General features: G+C 71.7%; 20 protein-coding genes. 11 read left to right on the top strand and 9 right to left on the bottom strand.

Going from position 1 to position 16,300, the window contains the following annotated elements; genetic code table 11:
* Positions 1–58: 58 nt before the first annotated feature.
* A complete protein-coding gene (locus IF89_RS37560) occupies positions 59–727 on the bottom strand; it encodes a TspO/MBR family protein (RefSeq protein WP_234327623.1) in 669 nt (222 codons plus the stop codon).
* A gap of 375 nt (positions 728–1,102) precedes the next feature.
* On the opposite strand from IF89_RS37560, the gene IF89_RS0101975 reads away from it, so the two are divergent.
* Positions 1,103–2,071, top strand: a complete 969-nt coding sequence (locus IF89_RS0101975) for a TerC family protein (protein WP_030760058.1) — start codon at positions 1,103–1,105, stop codon at positions 2,069–2,071.
* A gap of 53 nt (positions 2,072–2,124) precedes the next feature.
* Positions 2,125–2,346 (top strand): hypothetical protein, encoded by a 222-nt coding sequence (locus tag IF89_RS41675; protein ID WP_078628032.1) that lies wholly within the window; start codon positions 2,125–2,127, stop codon positions 2,344–2,346.
* Positions 2,347–2,498: 152 nt separating this feature from the next.
* Here IF89_RS41675 and IF89_RS0101965 read toward each other — a convergent pair whose 3' ends face one another.
* Positions 2,499–3,017 carry a DUF4142 domain-containing protein gene (locus tag IF89_RS0101965; protein WP_051806703.1) on the bottom strand — a complete coding sequence of 173 codons (519 nt, stop codon included), beginning with the start codon at positions 3,015–3,017 and terminating at the stop codon, positions 2,499–2,501.
* Positions 3,018–3,282: 265 nt separating this feature from the next.
* Here IF89_RS0101965 and IF89_RS0101960 point away from each other — a divergent pair, with 265 nt between their 5' ends.
* Positions 3,283–3,960, top strand: a complete 678-nt coding sequence (locus tag IF89_RS0101960) for an adenosylcobinamide amidohydrolase (protein WP_030760050.1) — start codon at positions 3,283–3,285, stop codon at positions 3,958–3,960.
* Positions 3,961–4,141: 181 nt separating this feature from the next.
* Positions 4,142–4,666: a VOC family protein gene (locus tag IF89_RS0101955; protein ID WP_030760047.1), complete on the top strand. Its 525-nt coding sequence runs from the start codon at positions 4,142–4,144 to the stop codon at positions 4,664–4,666.
* Positions 4,667–5,216: 550 nt separating this feature from the next.
* Here IF89_RS0101955 and gcvH read toward each other — a convergent pair.
* A complete protein-coding gene (gene gcvH / locus IF89_RS0101950; RefSeq protein ID WP_030760044.1) occupies positions 5,217–5,606 on the bottom strand; it encodes a glycine cleavage system protein GcvH in 390 nt (129 codons plus the stop codon).
* Positions 5,607–5,939: 333 nt separating this feature from the next.
* Here gcvH and IF89_RS46870 point away from each other — a divergent pair, with 333 nt between their 5' ends.
* Together IF89_RS46870 and IF89_RS0101935 are read left to right on the top strand one after the other, a co-directional pair.
* Positions 5,940–6,566 carry a hypothetical protein gene (locus tag IF89_RS46870; protein WP_199820456.1) on the top strand — a complete coding sequence of 209 codons (627 nt, stop codon included), beginning with the start codon at positions 5,940–5,942 and terminating at the stop codon, positions 6,564–6,566.
* 622 nt (positions 6,567–7,188) lie between these two features.
* Positions 7,189–7,500, top strand: coding sequence for a hypothetical protein (locus IF89_RS0101935; RefSeq protein ID WP_158717784.1), 312 nt, complete (start codon positions 7,189–7,191; stop codon positions 7,498–7,500).
* 162 nt (positions 7,501–7,662) lie between these two features.
* Here the strand turns inward: IF89_RS0101935 and IF89_RS44415 are convergent, their stop codons facing one another.
* Positions 7,663–8,043, bottom strand: coding sequence for a hypothetical protein (locus tag IF89_RS44415; protein WP_158717783.1), 381 nt, complete (start codon positions 8,041–8,043; stop codon positions 7,663–7,665).
* Between the two features lie 119 nt (positions 8,044–8,162).
* Positions 8,163–9,137 carry a GlxA family transcriptional regulator gene (locus IF89_RS0101925; RefSeq protein WP_030760032.1) on the bottom strand — a complete coding sequence of 325 codons (975 nt, stop codon included), beginning with the start codon at positions 9,135–9,137 and terminating at the stop codon, positions 8,163–8,165.
* Between the two features lie 126 nt (positions 9,138–9,263).
* On the opposite strand from IF89_RS0101925, the gene IF89_RS0101920 reads away from it, so the two are divergent.
* Positions 9,264–9,701 (top strand): hypothetical protein, encoded by a 438-nt coding sequence (locus tag IF89_RS0101920; protein WP_051806702.1) that lies wholly within the window; start codon positions 9,264–9,266, stop codon positions 9,699–9,701.
* A gap of 134 nt (positions 9,702–9,835) precedes the next feature.
* On the opposite strand, the gene IF89_RS0101915 is transcribed toward IF89_RS0101920, so the two are convergent.
* Complete coding sequence (locus tag IF89_RS0101915; protein WP_030760028.1) at positions 9,836–11,431, bottom strand: vWA domain-containing protein; 1,596 nt, start codon at positions 11,429–11,431, stop codon at positions 9,836–9,838.
* Between the two features lie 249 nt (positions 11,432–11,680).
* Positions 11,681–13,060: an NAD(P)/FAD-dependent oxidoreductase gene (locus IF89_RS0101910; RefSeq protein WP_030760027.1), complete on the bottom strand. Its 1,380-nt coding sequence runs from the start codon at positions 13,058–13,060 to the stop codon at positions 11,681–11,683.
* A 188-nt stretch (positions 13,061–13,248) separates the two neighbouring features.
* Between IF89_RS0101910 and IF89_RS0101905 the strand changes: the two genes are divergently transcribed.
* Entirely contained in the window at positions 13,249–13,434 is a 186-nt protein-coding gene (locus IF89_RS0101905; protein ID WP_030760026.1) for a hypothetical protein, read from the top strand.
* A 5-nt stretch (positions 13,435–13,439) separates the two neighbouring features.
* Complete coding sequence (locus IF89_RS0101900; RefSeq protein WP_030760025.1) at positions 13,440–13,727, top strand: hypothetical protein; 288 nt, start codon at positions 13,440–13,442, stop codon at positions 13,725–13,727.
* Positions 13,728–13,830: 103 nt separating this feature from the next.
* On the opposite strand, the gene IF89_RS0101895 is transcribed toward IF89_RS0101900, so the two are convergent.
* A complete protein-coding gene (locus IF89_RS0101895) occupies positions 13,831–14,049 on the bottom strand; it encodes a three-helix bundle dimerization domain-containing protein (RefSeq protein ID WP_051806701.1) in 219 nt (72 codons plus the stop codon).
* Positions 14,050–14,418: 369 nt separating this feature from the next.
* Between IF89_RS0101895 and IF89_RS40590 the strand changes: the two genes are divergently transcribed.
* Complete coding sequence (locus tag IF89_RS40590; protein ID WP_030760018.1) at positions 14,419–14,853, top strand: STAS domain-containing protein; 435 nt, start codon at positions 14,419–14,421, stop codon at positions 14,851–14,853.
* 128 nt (positions 14,854–14,981) lie between these two features.
* Here the strand turns inward: IF89_RS40590 and IF89_RS45780 are convergent, their stop codons facing one another.
* Entirely contained in the window at positions 14,982–15,203 is a 222-nt protein-coding gene (locus IF89_RS45780) for a hypothetical protein (RefSeq protein ID WP_158717782.1), read from the bottom strand.
* 695 nt (positions 15,204–15,898) lie between these two features.
* Here IF89_RS45780 and IF89_RS0101885 point away from each other — a divergent pair.
* Complete coding sequence (locus IF89_RS0101885) at positions 15,899–16,273, top strand: hypothetical protein (RefSeq protein ID WP_030760015.1); 375 nt, start codon at positions 15,899–15,901, stop codon at positions 16,271–16,273.
* The last annotated feature ends 27 nt before the right edge of the window (positions 16,274–16,300 follow it).

The raw sequence follows: 16,300 nt of genomic DNA, 5'->3' as shown, positions 1-16,300 counted from the left end.
GAGCGGTTTGTTGCTGATCCGGGTTGATCGCGGGCATGGCCGCGCGGCGTGGAGGCCTTCACGTGTTGAGCTGCCAGATGGACGCGTTCAGGGCGCTCGCGAAGGCCACCCACAACAGATACGGAACGAGCAGCAGCGCCGCGGGCAGGCTGAGCCGCCGAAAGCGGACGATGGTCATGCTGAGCGCGGCCAGGAGGAGGACGATGTCCAGCAGCGCGAGTCCGTACTGGCGGGCCGCGAAGAACAACGGGGTCCAGACCAGGTTGAGCGCGAGCTGGAGGGACCACCAGATCAGGGCCGTCCGGACGCGATCGCGGTCGGGGTGGCGCCAGACCAGCCACGCCGCGATGCCGATCGTGGCGTAGAGGGCGGTCCAGACAGGCCCGAAGAGCCATGCGGGAGGAGCCCACCCGGGCCGGTCCAGTGCCTCGTAGACCTTGCCCGCTTGGAGGCGAGAGCGCCGAGAGCCGCCACGCCGTAACTGACGGCGATGAAGAACGCGAGGGCCCCGAGGCTCCTCGCCCCGCGCCGGCGCACCGGCGGCATCGCAGAGGCTGCCACAACCTACTCCTGGTGGACTCGATGAGTGGGACGTGTGGATGGCCGCGAGAGCACCACTTCCGCTTCGCGACTGCCCTCCCTTTCCCGTCCCAGGCGGCCATCGGATGCACCCGGCCGCACAATAGGCCAGGTGCCTTCGCAGCGCCCGCCACGCTGCCGTAGCCACTCTCGGTCACCAGACGTGCGGGGGGAACCATGTCGCAGACGCCGCCGCCACGGGGCTCCCGCGTGGGGCACGTCCCCGGCAGCACGCCTTTCAGGGCTCCGCCAGAGGTGGTCGTCCGCCTCTTCGGCCGGCCCGCGTCAGCGGGATCGCGCCCGCGAAGGACGGCTTCCTGCCGCTGCGGCGGGGTGGCGGAAGGGTTGTCGCCGCTCGGGAACAGCGCCTCCCCCCGTGCAGCGACATACACCCGCGGACCGAAGCCGGGTCATCCCGGTCACGGTGCCCGCGCGGACGGGTCGCGCTCCGCCGGGACAGGGCGGTGGGCGTATCCCAGACTCGTACATAGGAGCTGTCTCCACGCCGACCTGGGGATGCCACGTGCACGATGTGCCCTACTGGCTTTGGATCGTCTTCGCCGCCACCGTCCTGGTGTCGTTGGCGGTCGATCTTCTCGCGCACCGGGAGGCACACGTCATCGGCTTTCGCGAGGCGGCCGCCTGGAGCGGGGTGTGGGTCGGACTGGCCCTGATCTTCGGCGGCCTCGTCTTCGCGATCGTCGGCACGCAGGCGGGGGTCGAGTACACCACAGCCTGGCTGTTGGAGAAGAGCCTGTCGGTCGACAACCTCTTCGTCTTTGCCCTGATCTTCGGCTACTTCAAGGTTCCGCGCGCATACCAGCACCGCGTGCTGTTCCTGGGAGTACTGGGCGCGCTGGTCTTCCGCGGGATCTTCCTGGCCGCCGGTGTGGCCGTGGTCAGCCGGTTCACGGCGGTCCTGTACGTGTTCGCCGCGATCCTCTTCTACAGCACCTACAAGATCTTCCGGGAGGAGGACGACAGCTTCGATCCCGGCCGCAGCATCGCCGTACGGCTGCTGCGGAAGGTCGTCCCGGTCCGGGACGAGTACGCCGGGCCGAAGTTCTTCGTCAAGGAGGCCGGCCGACGCGTCGCCACGCCGCTGCTGGCCGTGGTCGCCGCCATCGAGGCCGCCGACCTGGTGTTCGCCGTCGACAGCGTGCCCGCCGTCCTCGCGGTCAGCAGCGACGCCTTCATCGTCTACAGCAGCAACGCCTTCGCCATCCTCGGCCTGCGGGCCCTGTACTTCATGCTGGCCGGCATGCTGGACCGCTTCCACTACCTCGGCAAGGGCCTGGCCTTCATCCTCGCCTTCATCGGCGTGAAACTCGTTCTGCAGGCATCCCACAAACTGATCAACCCGGCGATCCCGGAGATACCCTCGCCGGTCAGCCTCGCCGTGATCGTCGTCGTCCTCACGGCATCCGTTGTCCTGAGCCTGCTGCGCCCTCTCCCTCCTGAGGAACGCAGCACAACGGGAGACAAGGCGTGAACCGCACGCCAGAGACCCTTCAAAACGGAGCAAAGCGGACGTAAAGTCGATGCATGGATGGAGAAAAGCACCCAGCGGCGACCCGGCCGAACAGCCTCTGCCCGTCGTGCCGACAGCCCCTGCCGACGACGGTCCAGCGCCACAAGACCATGGGGGTCTACGTACCGCTGTACACCGCCGGCCGCTGCACGAACCCGGGCTGCGCCGCGGCCGAGCCCGCCGCCGCGACGCAGCAGGCCACCTCGCCGCGATGGGCTCCGGGGCAGGCCCCCTGAGGGCGGCGCGCCAGAGCCGCTGATGCGTCGTCGTGAACGATGCGGCGCTGCTCATGGTGCGCACGCCGACGTGCGACGGAGTCCGGGCAGTCGCCGGCCTCCGCCGCACGTGGCCGTGCTCCGGCGCTGCACCCCGGACGGGGCGCAGGCGCTCACATCGAGTGGCAGGTGCCTCCGCGCACCATGTCGAGGTGCATGGCCACGACGGGGCGGGACTTCTTCGCCGCGGCGGTCGTCTCAGCGTCCGTGCCCTGGCTGATCTGCTTGTCGATCAGCGCGAGGGTCTTGGTGTGGGCGGCTTCCTGAGCGGTCAGCCACGCCTTGTCGTACTGGAGGCTGCCGGCCTTGGCCTGCACGCCCTTCAAGACGGCCTGCTGCTCCTGGGTCGGTGCGGCCGGGAGGGTCACGTTGCCCTTCTTCGCCAAGGCGGAGAGTTCGGCGTCCAGCTTGGTGTGGTCACGTACCAACGCGGCGCCGACGTCCTTCACGCACGTGCTGCTCGCGTGCTTCTGGGCGTCCTGGCCTGCTGCGATCTCTGCCAGGTTGCCCTGGTGCGACACGCGGACGAACTCCGCGTCCGAACTGCCGGGCGCGGGTGCGGCGGCAGCCGGGGCCAGTCCCGCGCCCGCCAGCGCCGCGACGAGGGCCGCGGTTGTCAGCCATCTGCTCATGGGGACCTCCTTGGCCGCGGGCCGGACGGGGTGGTCCGGGGAGAGCCGCGGCGCCCCCGGCACCTGTCCACCCCACCTGCGGGCAAACCCGGGCCGCCGAGCCTCGCCCGGTCCCTCAGCGCCATCGCGGCCGCAGCCGGGCCGGTGCGGAGGCCGGCGCCGGTTGCGCGGCCCACGCCGTCGACGCGCATCGGGTCAGCTACGCGGCCGGAACGGCAGGACGTACGATCAGCCGGGCCCCCGCCCTTGCAAGGAGTACCGGCCAGTGAACGCGTTCCTTCCGCCACCCCGTGCCGCTACCGAGCTTCTGCCGGTACGGCAGCTCACCCGTCTCGAAGACGGCGAGCAGCTGCACAGCCTGCTGTGGCGGGCCGGCGACGACTGGCGGATGATCAGCAGCGCCGTGCTCGGTGGAGGCATCGGGGAACGCCGGTGGGTCCTCAACGCCCAGGTGTCCCACGGCTATCGGCGTACCGACCCGGACCGGCACCTGGCGGAACTGGCCCGTGACGCCGGTGTCGACGGGCCGGGGGTCGCTCTGATGACGGCCGCCGATGTCCGGGCGTACGGCCGGGCGGACGACGGCGGTGTGGAGGCCGTTGCCACCGCGGGACTGGGGGTGCGCGGGTGGGCTGCCTGCCCGGCGGAGCAGGCGGCCGCGTCCGTGGGGCCGGGCACGATCAACATCGTGGTGGCGCTGCCGGTGGCGGTGACCGACGCGGCGTTGGTCAACGCCGTGGTGACAGCAACCGAAGCGAAGGTGCAGGCGCTGCTCGACAGCGGCTACGACTGCTCGGGCACGCCCACGGACGCCGTGTGTGTCGCCGCCCGCATACCGCGCGCCGGTGCGGAGGTCCACGCCTTCACCGGTCCCCGGTCCCTGTGGGGCGCGCGCGTGGCCCGCGCCGTGCACCGAGCCGTACGCGTCGCCGCCTGCCCGTGAAGCCCGGGCGACGGCCCGTGTGATCGGCCGTCCCGGCGGGCGGTTCGCGCGGGAGTCGGTCACACCGTACTCGGGGTGTGGGCCGTAGGGGTCCGGGTCCGCGCCGATGTAGGTCAGCAGTTGTCCTCCTTGCGCTCTACGGTCGTCACATCGCGAAGGACCACACGAGGGGACGAGACCGATGAGGAACACTGCACCCGAAGGTTGCACCAGCGTTGCACCGTGGGTCGTCACCGACGACACCGGCGCGCTCCTCGACTTCATCACCGCCGTGTTCGACGGCGAGGAGCTCGCACGGGTGCCGGTCGAGGACGGCAGCATCGGCCACGGTGAGATCCGTGTCGGCGACACGGTGGTACTGGCCTTCGACCGTCGGCCCGACTGGCCGGTGATGCCCTCGCTGCTGCGGGTCTACGTCCCGGACGCGGACGCCGCCATGGCTGCTGCTGTTGCGCACGGGGCGCAGGTGGTCACCGAGATCGCCGACAGCGCTTGGGGGGATCGCGGTGGCCGGGTACGGGATCCGTTCGGCAACATCTGGTGGGTGGTCAGCCGGGTCGAGGACGTCGCACCCGACCGGGCCTGGGAGCGCATGTTCGAGCCGAAGTACGCCGAGGCCATGCGCACGGCCCAGGAGACGCTGGATGCCGCGCTGAGCGGCCGGGATGCGGGGGTGGCCAGTGCCCCGCGGCGCCCGGCCCCCTGAAGCTCGTGTCCGCCGGCGAGCCGGACATGCCTGCGCAACGGCCGGGCTGGTGCTCCGGCCGGTCGGGAGTTTCGCTGTCGCCGCCCTGCTCGATGTGCCGGGGTGCACAGTGTGGAACTGCTGCCGGACGGGGAGACCGAGCGTGCCGTCCGGGAGGTGTGGCAGCGTCTGGCGGAGCGGAGGCTCGCCAGCCGGGCGGGCCCACCGGCACGGGACGAACCGGCCTGATCTCACCCTGGGTACAGCCGGTCACCTGCCGCCGGAAACGCGCTCCCGGCTGCACCGGGTACTGGCAGGGATCCTGCCCCCTTCCACTGTGCCTCGACGGACTGGTGCGGTTCTCCGGCCGGGTGCAGGTCCTGGCCTGGGCCGTCCGGCCTGGTGTGCACCTACGGGGTGGCTGAAGTTGCTGGTATCCGCTCCGTCAGTCCGCGACGGCCGGCGCGCGACCGCCGCCCGGATACCGGCGGAGCGTGAACGCAGCAGTGCGGACCGCCCGGCGAGGGTGGGCTTCAGGGACAGAGTTGCGCTCCGCCCCTGAAGCCTGCGGTCATTCGCCGCACTCTGCTTTGTAGCTGGCGGCGTCGAGGAGATCGAGACCGTCGAGTGCGTTCCTGTCGGAGGGCTCCAGTCGAAAGAGCCAGGCGGCGTAGGGTTCCGAGTTGAGCAGGCGAGGGAGGGATTCGAGCTTGGTATTGACCTTGACGACCTTGCCTCCGACCGGGGCGTAGATGTCCGTTGCCCCCTCCGTCGACTCGATTTGGCTGACCGTCTCGCCTGCGGCGACCACCACCCCGGTCTCTGGGAGTTCGACGAGAACAACGTCGCCGAGAGCGTTCTGCGCGTGGTGGCTGATGCCGACGGTCATGGTGCCGTCAGCCTCCAGACGGACCCACTCGTGGGACCGGGTGAATCGCAGATCTGCCTGAACTTGAGACATGTCGTCCTCTGTGGGTTGTGATGGTCGCACGGAGAAGGGCCCTGCGGGCCGCGTTCGCGGCCGTCAACGCTCTGCGAACGGGGCCACTCCCATCCTGTACCTCCACTTCCCCTTAGCGTTGGATCACCGCGCACGGCTTGCCCCCGATCGGGTTGAACTCGACGACGGTGCGGAAGAGGAACGGCAACGGGACCGGCTCAGGGCGTTCAGCGAGGGCTGGACCGGTGGCCGCCGACCCAGTGGCTGACGGCTCCACGACTCGCCCTCCGCGGCAGCGGTTCGAGAACCGGCCTGGAGCAGTGGATCTTGTTCTCTTACTGAAGGATGGTGTTCATGAGGAACACCGGAGCCTTCAAGGAAGCGGTCGCGGAGACGCTGGCCCAGCTGGCCCACCGCGGGGTGACGGTCCGACCGGGTACGGTCGCCAACACCATCGAACGGAGCATCCGCGCCGTCGCCACCCAGCTCGGGATCCAGGAGCGCTCCACCTGGCGGTACTTCGACCCAGCCGGCCTCCCGGCCAGCATCGCCCGGCAACGGCAGTCGGCCGAGACCAGCGGCACGCCCGGCCAGCTGGGACGAAGTCGCGGACCTCGATGGTCTGGCGGTGAACGCGCCGAAGGCGCCCGCCAGACCACCCCGGAGGGCCGCCAGGCCCGCAGGGGCGTCCCCGACCGACCTGTGCCCCCCACCGAGCTACCTCCCCTGGCCAGCTGCGCGCCGCGCCCAACCGGCCACAGGGCGGTGCCCGACTCCGCCGCCCGCCGGCGATTTCGGCAGGTGGCTGGTCCGCTCGCCACCCCGGAGACGCCCGGACCGTGGTGGAGCGGGCTGCGGCTTCCCGCCTTGGACGGCACCCAGTTTGATCTCCCCGATGCGACGAGCAGCGGCGACACCTTCGACGGCCCTTCCACCACCGGCGGCGTCCCTGCGGGGGTAGTGCGGACCGTGGCAAGATGACGGCATGTTGATCCGAAAGGCCGATGCCGCGTAGGCGTCCGAAGGGGCTGCGCGCGCAGCGTTGGCGGCCCAGACGAGGTGTCCCGGTTCGCCGGATCCGCGGTGTTTCCGCAGCGACTCGCGTGGCGATCCGGAGGTTGGAAGAAGAGCGTCTGTGGCAGGGGGCTGTGGCCGCTGCCCTGGCGGAGTGCCGGTGGTATCTGGGGCAACCAGGACGCGTTCTGCCGGATCCGGTGATGGGCTGCGACTGCTGTGATCCGCTGGTGGCGCGAGACCGTCTGGAGGACGTGCTGCTGTGGCTTCCCCGTGGTGCTCGGGCTGACCTCGGCAGGTTCGTTGCCAGGTTGGACGCCGAGTTCGACCGCAGGGCCGCCTCCCTCAGCTCTCACCTCGTGCCGGCAACGCCGTTCAGTGCCTGCGGGTATTGGCGCCGGCGTTTCGTGGAAATCTGAGGGTCGGGTGGGTCCTCGTTGCTCAGTGCTCAGCCAACGGCCTGTTGCTCAGTGCGGGCGCGGGTGGTGGCGAGGCGGTAGGCACCTCAGCCGGTCAGCGGGTCAAGTCGGCTGCTGGAGGCGGTCGAACAGGCGGACCGCTTGGAGTGGCCGCCAGTAGGCTCCGCCGTATGACGAGAACCGGCACGCGTGATGCTCGACTGAACCGGCTGTGGGGCGCCGCGTGCGCCTTCGCCGGGATCTTCTTTCTCGTATGGGCTCTGTCCTGGATCAAGGCGAGCGTTCTCAATGAGGACCTGCAGAACCACTGCGAGGCTCTGCGTACGACCAGCTTCCCTTTCGAAAAGTCTTGTATGCGTGAAGATGGCACGGTTGAGGGCGCGAACGGCTTGGTCTTCGAGGGAATTTTCTTCGGCTCGGTGGCCGCGATGGCCGCCTGCCTGATAGCCGCCTTCACGGTCGAGGCGAGCCGGAGAAAATAGCACAATGAGTGCGCACCCTGCGTCCGGCTCGATGCTTCAGGCTGCACCTGCCTGTGCGGCGGCACCGCCCTCGGGGAAGGCCACGGCCTCGTCATAGGGCCTGTTGTGCTGTAGGCAACAGTAGGCGGGCCATGTCGTTGAGGACGGCGGGACGCAACGCGTTCACCGACCAGGGCTCCTCCTCCGGCCCCCCACGGTCGGTGTCCGCCTCGGCGGCGGCCTGCCGCAGCAGGTGCACCGCGGCCGCGGTCGCGTCGGGCCGCGCAGGGCTGGCTGCTGGTTCAGGCGCTTCGAGGGGGGCCTCTTCGAGGGAGTCTTCTTGGCCGTCTTCGCCGCGGTGGTGCTCCTCGCGCCGGCCACAGTGCTGCTGGTCTTCTTCGCCGACGCCTTTTCGGCGGTGGGCTTCTTCGTGGCGGGCATCGGATGCACGGTGGCCGGCTCGCCACGGGTGGCCTTGGCCTCCTGGACGGACTTCTCCAGCATCGCCATGAGGTCGACGACCTGCGCGGAGGCGGTGTCGGAGGAGGAGGTGCTGTCCCCCACCGCCGGCACACCACCCGGTGCCGTGAGGGGGGTGGGCCTCCGCCCGGTACTACGACGCGTTCACCCGCACCGTCGGCCCTCTGGGCCCTTGACGCGAGGGCGACAGCCGGTCGACCGTGCTACTGCGGCTGCGGCTTGCGCGCCGTCGCACGGAAGCGGGAGGGCGGGACGCCGTAGCGCCGTGTGAACGTCTGCCTCATCGCTTCGGCGCTGCCGAACCCGCAGCGGTCCGCCACCGCCTCCAGCGGCAGTTCGGTGGAGGCGAGCAGCTGAGCCGCGGCCTCCGCCCGCGCGTAGCGGACGTAGCGGGCCGGCGCCCGCCCCAGCTGTTCGTTGAACAACCGCGTCAGATGCCGTGGGGTCACCCCTGCCCGCGCGGCCAGCGCCGTCGCGCTCAAGTCGGCGGCCGGGTGCGCCGCGATGTGCTCGACGAGTCCGCGGACCAGGCCGTCGCGCGGCACGGGGGCTGACGTGAACAGGCTCATCTGCGCCTGGTTGCCGGGCCGTTGGAGGTAGACCACCAGGTCGCGGGCCACCTGCCGGGCCAGGTCCGGGCCGTGGTCCTCCTCGATGAACGCCAGCGTGAGGTCCATGGCGCTGGTGACTCCCGCCGCCGTGTAGACGTTGCCGTCGCGCACGTAGATCGGGGCGGGGTCGATGGTGACCTGCGGGTGTTCGTCGGCGAGCCGGCGCGCGTACCGCCAGTGCGTCGTCGCCCGTCTCCCGTCGAGCAGCCCGGCGGCGGCCAGGACTGCCGCCCCGGTGCACACCGACGCCACGCGGCGGCTCTCCCTCGCGAGCCGGCGGACGTGCGCCACGAGCCGTGCGTCGGCGGCCGCCCGCTCGAACCCCACGCCGCCCGAGACGATCAGGGTGTCCAGCGGTCCGGCGAGCCGTTCGAGGGCCTCGTCCGCTGCCAGCGTGAGCCCCGTGCCGCAGACCAGCGGCGCACCGGCCGGACCGGCCACGCGCACGCGGTACGGGACGGTCGGCGCGCCGATCCCGTTGGCCATGGCCAAGGGTGTGGTGACGCACGCGATGTCCAGCAACTCGGCCGCCTCGTATCCGACCACCACCATCAGCCGCTCCCCCATGCGGCGACCCTACGCCGGAAGGACGGGTACCCCAAGGAAGCGGACACCGTTCCCCCGGGCCGGTCCGCGGCGCCCGGTACGCCCCGATCGTGGAGACCCCGCCCCGTCCCGTGGAAAGGACCCCCGATGAACGAATCCGCGCGCGAGCAGACCGCCCACGGCACCTTGCTCGGCCGGCTGGTGCACCGCTGGCCCACCCTTGCCGCTGTCGCCCTGGTGATCGCGACGTTCGTGGACGGCATTCCGCCGGCCGGTCTGCTCGCCGGTCTGCTCGCGATCATGCCCGTCTGCTATCTGCTCTTCGGGGCCTTCCGCGGGGAGCTGCGCGATGTCCGCATCCTGGCCGTGCAGTGCGCGGGCCTGGTCGGCTTCGCCGCCGTGGCCGCGCTGTCCCTCGCCCTCGACCCGAGCGCCGGCCTTCGCGCGGTGGCCGTCGGCTGGCTGGCCCACGGAGTGTGGGACATCGTCCACCACCGCGCGGGCCGCGTCGTCCCGAAGGCCTGGTCCGAATGGTGTGCGGTCGTCGACGTGGGGGGTGCCCTGGCGATCCTGACCCTCCTGTGAGGGTGTCCCGCCCAGCCGGTGGGAGGAGCCGGCGTCGTCAGGCGTCGGCGAAGGTGGCACACCGGGTCCCGTACGAGCGCCGGCCGACGCAGCCGGCCGGTCGACCGGCGGGCGGTCGACCGGCGGCGGGTCGGTCAGCCCAGCAGCCGGCGGGCCTGCCGTACCGCCTCGGACAGCTGCCGCACCTCCGCGTCCTCGGTCCGGTCCGCCAGCCCGGCGGTGATCTCCGACAGCCTGCCCAGGCCGGGCGCACCCGGCACCGCCTCCCAGCCGCCCTCCCGCTCGCGCAGCGCCGAGGCCAGGAACGCCGCCGCTGCCGTGACCTGGAAACGGGGCGCTGCCTGCTCCCAGGCCCCGCCCGTCAGCGCCGCGGCCTCCACCCTGCCGGACTCCTCGTGCGGGGCCCGGCCGTCGGGGTCGAGCCACCGGACGGTCGCGGTGGCCACGTGCCCGGACGCGTCCGGCCTCAGCCGCACCGCGTACAGGGCGGTCACCGTGTGGCCCGGGCCGACTTCGCCGCCGTCCACGGTGTCGTCGCGGAAGGCGTCGTCGGCCACCCGCCGGTTGTCGTATCCGATCAGGCGGAACCGTTCGACGTTGCGCGGGTCGAAGGACACCTGGGCCTTGGCGTCGCGGGCGCGCAGTTCGACCTGCGCGGGGAGCTCGTCGCAGAAGACCCTGCGGGCCTCTTCCCGGTCGGAGACGTAGACGGTGTGCCCGTCGCCCTTGTCGACCAGCCGCTCCATGAACGCGTCGTTGTAGTCGCTGCCCACGCCCACTCCGAAGAGGGTGATGCCGTGGTCGCGGCGGGCGCCGTCGATCCGCTGCAGCAGGGCGTCGGCGGAGGTGGTGCCGGTGTTGGCGAGGGCGTCGGACAGCAGGACGACGCGGTTGGTGGCGCCGGCCCGGCGGCCTTCGACGGCGGTTTCGTAGCCGCGGGTGATACCGGCCTCCACGTTGGTGGAGTCCGTGGGGCGCAGTCGGTCGACGACCTGGTGCACCCGCTTGCGGTTGCCGTCGAGACGGGTCATCGGGAGCCGGGTCTCGGCCTTGTCGCTGAAGGCGACGACAGCGACCGAGTCGTCGTCGCGAAGCCGGTCGGTCATCAGGTCCAGGGACGTCCGTACCAGGTCGAGACGGCCGGGCTCGGCCATCGAACCGGAGATGTCGACGACGAAGGTGAGGGCGGCGGGCGGGCGCTGTCCGTGGCCGAGGCCGTCCCGGGTGGCGAGTCCGACGCGCATCAGGGACCAGCCGTCGGCGCCGGTGCGGGCGCCGTCGACGGTCACGGAGAAGCCGTCGCCTTCCGGCCGGCGGTAGTCCTGGCGGAAGCTGTTGACGAACTCTTCCGGGCGGACGGTCGCGGGGTCGGGCAGGTTGCCTTCGGCGAGGGTCCGGCGGGCGTATCCCCAGCTCGCGGTGTCGACGTCGAGGGCGAAGGTGGAGAGGTGGTCCACGGGCGGCGCCTCGGTGCGGCGACCGTCGTCCTCGCCCCGCGGCGTTGCGTCGCCCCGGTCGCCGGTGCCGGGCGCGCCCTGGGCGGAGGACGGGGCGGGCTTGCCGCCGGGGCTCCGCCGGCCGGACTCGTGGGAGGTGCCGCTGCTGCGGTCGTGGGCGCTGCCGGAGGCGCTGCACCCGGAGAGCAGCACCGCCCCTGCGGCGAGTACGGCGAGCACGGCCGGTCCCGCTCTGCGGCGATCGCGCCCACGGCTGGACGTACGCAGGCTCATGGTGTCCCCCTTCGATCGATGGCTGTCTGCGCATGTGACGTGCGCGAGGGGGGAGTTGGAGCCGACGAGGGGGTTGCGAACACGTCTCGAAAGGACAACGGCGACCGTGACGTGACAACTCCGGCGAGGATCCGGGCGCGGCGCCGGTCGCGACGGGCGGCCCTCGACGACGAGCGCCGCGGCCGCTCCCCACGGGAACGGGTACGGCACCGCGGACCGCCCGCCGGGCGCCCGGCCCGGGGCGGCGCGTCACCGTGACGGCTGTCGGCCTTCGCCGGTCGCCGTGCGGGCTCGGATCTCCTCCGGGGTGAGGTACTGGTCGGTGTACTCGAAGTCGCGCAGCGTACCGGGTTTGTACGTCTGGAAGCCGGTCCGGACGAAGTCGTCCCCGGCCACGGCGTTCAGGAGCCAGTTCGTCATGACCCTGGTCTTCGCGGCGCCGGTGCGCAGGGCCGCCCAGTGGTAGCCGCGGGCCACGGCCTGGGCGGGCATGCCGCGCAGGTCGATGCCGAGCGGGCGGGAGACGCCGTCGCGGCCGCCGAGGTCCACGACCAGGCCGAGGTCCTCGTGGACGTAGCGGCGCAGCGGTGTGCCCCGCAGGGTGGCGACGACGTTGTCGGCGGCGACCCGGCCCTGGCGGGCGGCGTGCTGGGCGGTCGGTGGGCACACCGCGCCGTCCCCTCCGCCGGCGAGGTCGGGCACGGCGGCCGCGTCACCGAGGGCGAACGCGCCGTCGGCGCCGGGCACCCGCAGGTCCGGGGTGACGACGAGCCGGCCGCTCTTGGCGGTCTCGGCGCCCAGCGTGGCGATGAGCGGGCTCGCGGCGACGCCGGCCGTCCAGATGAGGGTGCGGCACGGCAGTACGCGGCCGTCGGTGAGGGTGAGGTCCTCGGGGCCCGCCTTGGCGACGGAGACGCCGAGCGACACCTCGATGCCGCGGCGGCGCAGCACGTCGAGTGCGGCGCGGCCCAGCCGGTCGCCGAGCTCGGGCATCAGTTTCGGGGCGACGTCCACGAGGTGCCAGGTGATCTCTCGGCGGTCCAGCCGGGGGTAGCGGGCGACGGCGTTCGTCGTGAGCCGTTCCAGGGCGGCGGCCGTCTCGGTGCCCGCGTAGCCGCCGCCGACGACGACGAAGCCGAGTCGCGAGGCCCGTTCCGCCGAGCCCGGTGCCGCGGCGTCGGCCAGGTCGAGCTGGGCGATCACGTGGTCGCGCAGGTGGGCGGCCTCGGCGAGGGTCTTCATGCCGCGGCCGTGCTCCGCCAGCCCCGGGATGTCGAAGGTGCGGGTCACGCTCCCCGGTGCGAGCACCAGGTGGTCGTACGGCTGGTCCACGAGCTCCCCGGTGATCTTGCGGATGACGCAGACCTTGGCGCGGGTGTCGATGCCCACGGCCCCGCCGGGGATGATCCGGGTGCGGTGGCGGCGGCTGCGGCGCAGTGACACCGCAACCGACTGCGGGGTGAGCACCCCGGACGCCACCTGCGGCAGCAGGGGGAGGTAGAGCTGGTAGGAGAACGGAGTGACGAGCAGGATCTCCGCCTCCCCGGGTGACAGCGTCCGCTCCAGGCGGCGTACGCACGTGACGCCGGCGAAGCCCGCGCCGACGACCACGATCCTCGGTCGCACCATGGTGTCCGTCCCTTCTGGGATGTACGGGTCCCTGGCGCACCTTCCCCGGCAGGCCGTTCCATGCACGTGCGGAACGGGATCTTCCCGCTCCGGGCCGGCAGAAGGCTCACCGCCTCACCTGTTCGGGGCAGGCGCTCGGGCGGACGCCCACTGGCGGCGCGCCGGGGCGTCGCGCAGGACGTTCGCGGTTGACCGCCTCTCCCGGCATCACCCTGCAGGAGTGCACGGACGCGGGTGGGCAGATCAAGCCGATCCCGTACGGCGGTGACACCTGCACCGTGCGGGAGTGGCCGGCCCGCGGAACGGCCGTCCCCACGCGGGACTTCGAGAGGGGCTGGAAGCCGTCGGCGTGGAGCTACCTCCAAGTAGGCTGACCCGTATGACCGATACCCGTACGAACGACGAGCAGGCGTACGCCGACCTGCGGGCTCTGACGGACCAGTACATGGAGGCGGTCCGTGCGCGCCTCGCCGAGATCGAGTCCCCGCTCACCCGTGAGCGCGGTGCCCGACTGGTTACCGATGAACTGCTCACCGGCGCCAAGCAGGCCAAGCTCATACGCAGCGCCGCCGTGGGCGAGTTGAAGCAGGGGCGCACTCTCAAGCAGGTGGCGGAACTGACCGGTCTCTCCGTACCGCGCGTCGACCAGCTGCTCAAGGCGAAGTAGCCGGCGGGCGCGCCACCGCGTGCGCCGGGAAGGGTCCCGGGGATCGCCCCCGGGCCCTTGCGCCCGCGCATCGGGCTCGTCGGCGCAGGCGGTGCGGGTGCGGTCAGGCGCCCCGTTCGGCCAGGTCGGAGTCGGAGGGCAGCAGGTCCTGGGCCCTGCGTTCCATCAGGACCGGCAGGTAGGCACGCACGCGTGCGTATTTCAGCTCTTCGTAGGCCGTCCGTACGGCGCTCTGCACCAGTCCGGGGTCGAGCTGCGGGTTCGCCTGCATCAGCCGCTCGGCGACAGCGCGGATGGTCAGTGCGTCCTCCGGATCCACCATCGCGCGCCCCAGTCTCCCGGCCGGCCTCCTCCCCCATTTTCGCCGCCCCGCCTCCCGCCGGGAAGTCGATCATCTGTCGGCCGGGGCCGCCGCCCCTGGTGCGTGCCCGCCAGACCCCCAGTCGCATCCTGCGGACGGGTGAACCAGGCAGCAGAGGATCGTATGGGGGTGATCCCGCCTCCGGCCGGACCGCAGTGAGGTCCCCTGGCCGGCCCGCCGGGTCCGACCGTATCGGCTTCCCCGCCGGCCCCGGCTGACTCATCCGGGTGGAGATATTCCCCCTACCGGGGAAACCGGCTGGTCAGATGGGGTGAATGGGGCGCGCCAGTCGTTTCCGGAAAGCGTGCGCAAGGCGTTGATGGGGGCGTGATGACCTCAAGCACCGCCTCGATACTGCCCGCCCCTCTCACGACCGAGGCCCCGCCCACCGCGCACGACTCGGGCGCGGACACCGCGCCCGGCGTCATACTGATCCACTCCTGCACGACGCTCGGCACGACGCTGGTGGTTCGCCTCGCGGGCGAGATCGACCACTTCAGCGCCGCTCCCCTGCGGGCGTTCATGGCTTCCGCGGCGGACAACGGCCACACCGGTCTGGTGCTGGACTGCTCGCGGGTCACCTTCTGCGACTCCGCCTTCCTGGCCGCGCTGGAGTGGTGGCCGCGGCAGGGCCGCCGCCTCAGGATCAGCCGTCGCTCCCAGGCCGTGGAACGCCTCCTGCGCGCGGCTGCCGCCGCGTCGAGGCCTCCTCGCAGGAGCCTGATCCCCAGCTCCCTGGCACCGCTCCTGGGCCCCAGGACCTGACCGGTACCTCGCGCCCGCCTTGCGGCTGACCTCAACCGGCGTGGGCACCGCGGCGGTCGGCGCCGAGCCGAACTGCCGTCGGGCCTGCCCGGCCCGCTGCGGGCCGGGCAGGCCCGACGGGCCGCGCATCAGCCGAAGCTGCGCCGGTGTTCCCGGTTCTGCTGCGGTGGGATGGTACTCAGCCGGCGGGCCGGAGGCCGTTTCGTCGGGGCGGTCCCACGGGGTTCTTCGTCGCCGGACCGGGCTGCGGTCCGGTCGGGTGGTGTTGCGGACGCCACCGCCGGGCCGAGCGCGACCGCTGCGATGACTGCTGCCACGACGACGAGGACGAGGACGACTGCAATGCTCACGGACATGAATCCCGCCTTTCGCGTTGACCTTCACACCTTGTGGCTACTCAGCGTTTCCAATATCGACCCCTTTAAACACGTTAAGTGATGTCGGAGCGGGCCTCGTTGGTGACTCCACACCCCCGGCCAGGTCCTGCCGCGACCGCGGCGCGGGCACGGTGACCCGGCCGGACCCGAGCAGGTCCCGGGCCGGACTGCGGAGTTCCTCGTCCGGGTGGACATCGGCGAAGCGGCGCCGCCGCGGCGATGAGCGAGGGATCCGTGCTGTGCACGGCCGCTGTCGCAGCCACCCACGACCGAAGCGCGCCGCACCGTGCCGCACGGCGCCTGTCGGCCAAACTCGTGCATGGCGCCCGGACGTCCGCCCGTGGTCGCGCCCAACGGTGTGCTGTCGGCGCACCGATGGCGCCGAACCGCGTCGGTACCTGCGGCGACCTGGGCGGATCGGTACGCGTACGGCCCATGCTCCCGGTCGGCGACACGTCTGCACGCGTCTTCTCCCCCGTCCCCGACTCGCCTGTCTTTTCGGGCAGTCGGGCGATCACGGACTCGCACCTTAGCGGACGGAGCTTCATATGCTCGCGGAATAACCGATGTTGACCACGTCCCCGGCTTCGGGCGCGTAGCGTCCCCCCTGCAACCCGGTCGGAGACGAGAAGCCGGCCGGGGCCGTGAAGAAACGAGGAGGCTGCAAGATGGTGAACGTGGAGACGTCCCTGAAAGAGGCGATGACCTCGATCGAGGGGAGTGTGGGCGCGGCGCTGGTCGACTACACGAGCGGGATGGCCCTCGGCACGCTGGGCGGCGGCAAGGACCTCGACCTGACGGTCGCCGCCGCGGGCAACACCGACGTGATCCGGGCGAAGGCCCGCACCATGGAGATGCTGGGCATCAAGGAGGACATCGAAGACGTACTGATCACCCTCGGCAGCCAGTACCACCTCATTCGGCTGCTCAAGGGACGCGGGGGCAACGGCCTGTTCCTGTACATCGTCCTGGACAAGGACAAGTCGAACCTCGCGATGGCCCGGCACCAGCTCAAGCGGATCGAAGCCGACTTGGAGCTCTAGCCGCCTTCCTGTACCCCGTTTCTTTTT

The sequence above is a fragment of the Streptomyces sp. NRRL F-2664 genome (assembly GCF_000719345.1).
In the GTDB taxonomy this organism is placed as follows: Bacteria; Actinomycetota; Actinomycetes; order Streptomycetales; family Streptomycetaceae; genus Streptomyces.
This window is presented reverse-complemented; position numbering and strand designations above follow the sequence as displayed.

What these genes read in the sequence shown, in the direction of transcription:
- IF89_RS41675 (WP_078628032.1), top strand. Translation starts at nt 2,125, where the DNA reads ATGGATGGAGAAAAGCACCCAGCGGCGACCCGGCCGAACAGCCTCTGC.
- IF89_RS0101965 (WP_051806703.1), bottom strand. Translation starts at nt 3,017, where the DNA reads ATGAGCAGATGGCTGACAACCGCGGCCCTCGTCGCGGCGCTGGCGGGC.
- IF89_RS0101955 (WP_030760047.1), top strand. Translation starts at nt 4,142, where the DNA reads ATGAGGAACACTGCACCCGAAGGTTGCACCAGCGTTGCACCGTGGGTC.
- gcvH (WP_030760044.1), bottom strand. Translation starts at nt 5,606, where the DNA reads ATGTCTCAAGTTCAGGCAGATCTGCGATTCACCCGGTCCCACGAGTGG.
- IF89_RS46870 (WP_199820456.1), top strand. Translation starts at nt 5,940, where the DNA reads ATGAGGAACACCGGAGCCTTCAAGGAAGCGGTCGCGGAGACGCTGGCC.
- IF89_RS0101935 (WP_158717784.1), top strand. Translation starts at nt 7,189, where the DNA reads ATGACGAGAACCGGCACGCGTGATGCTCGACTGAACCGGCTGTGGGGC.
- IF89_RS0101925 (WP_030760032.1), bottom strand. Translation starts at nt 9,137, where the DNA reads ATGGGGGAGCGGCTGATGGTGGTGGTCGGATACGAGGCGGCCGAGTTG.
- IF89_RS0101920 (WP_051806702.1), top strand. Translation starts at nt 9,264, where the DNA reads ATGAACGAATCCGCGCGCGAGCAGACCGCCCACGGCACCTTGCTCGGC.
- IF89_RS0101915 (WP_030760028.1), bottom strand. Translation starts at nt 11,431, where the DNA reads ATGAGCCTGCGTACGTCCAGCCGTGGGCGCGATCGCCGCAGAGCGGGA.
- IF89_RS0101910 (WP_030760027.1), bottom strand. Translation starts at nt 13,060, where the DNA reads ATGGTGCGACCGAGGATCGTGGTCGTCGGCGCGGGCTTCGCCGGCGTC.
- IF89_RS0101900 (WP_030760025.1), top strand. Translation starts at nt 13,440, where the DNA reads ATGACCGATACCCGTACGAACGACGAGCAGGCGTACGCCGACCTGCGG.
- IF89_RS0101895 (WP_051806701.1), bottom strand. Translation starts at nt 14,049, where the DNA reads ATGGTGGATCCGGAGGACGCACTGACCATCCGCGCTGTCGCCGAGCGG.
- IF89_RS40590 (WP_030760018.1), top strand. Translation starts at nt 14,419, where the DNA reads ATGACCTCAAGCACCGCCTCGATACTGCCCGCCCCTCTCACGACCGAG.
- IF89_RS0101885 (WP_030760015.1), top strand. Translation starts at nt 15,899, where the DNA reads ATGGTGAACGTGGAGACGTCCCTGAAAGAGGCGATGACCTCGATCGAG.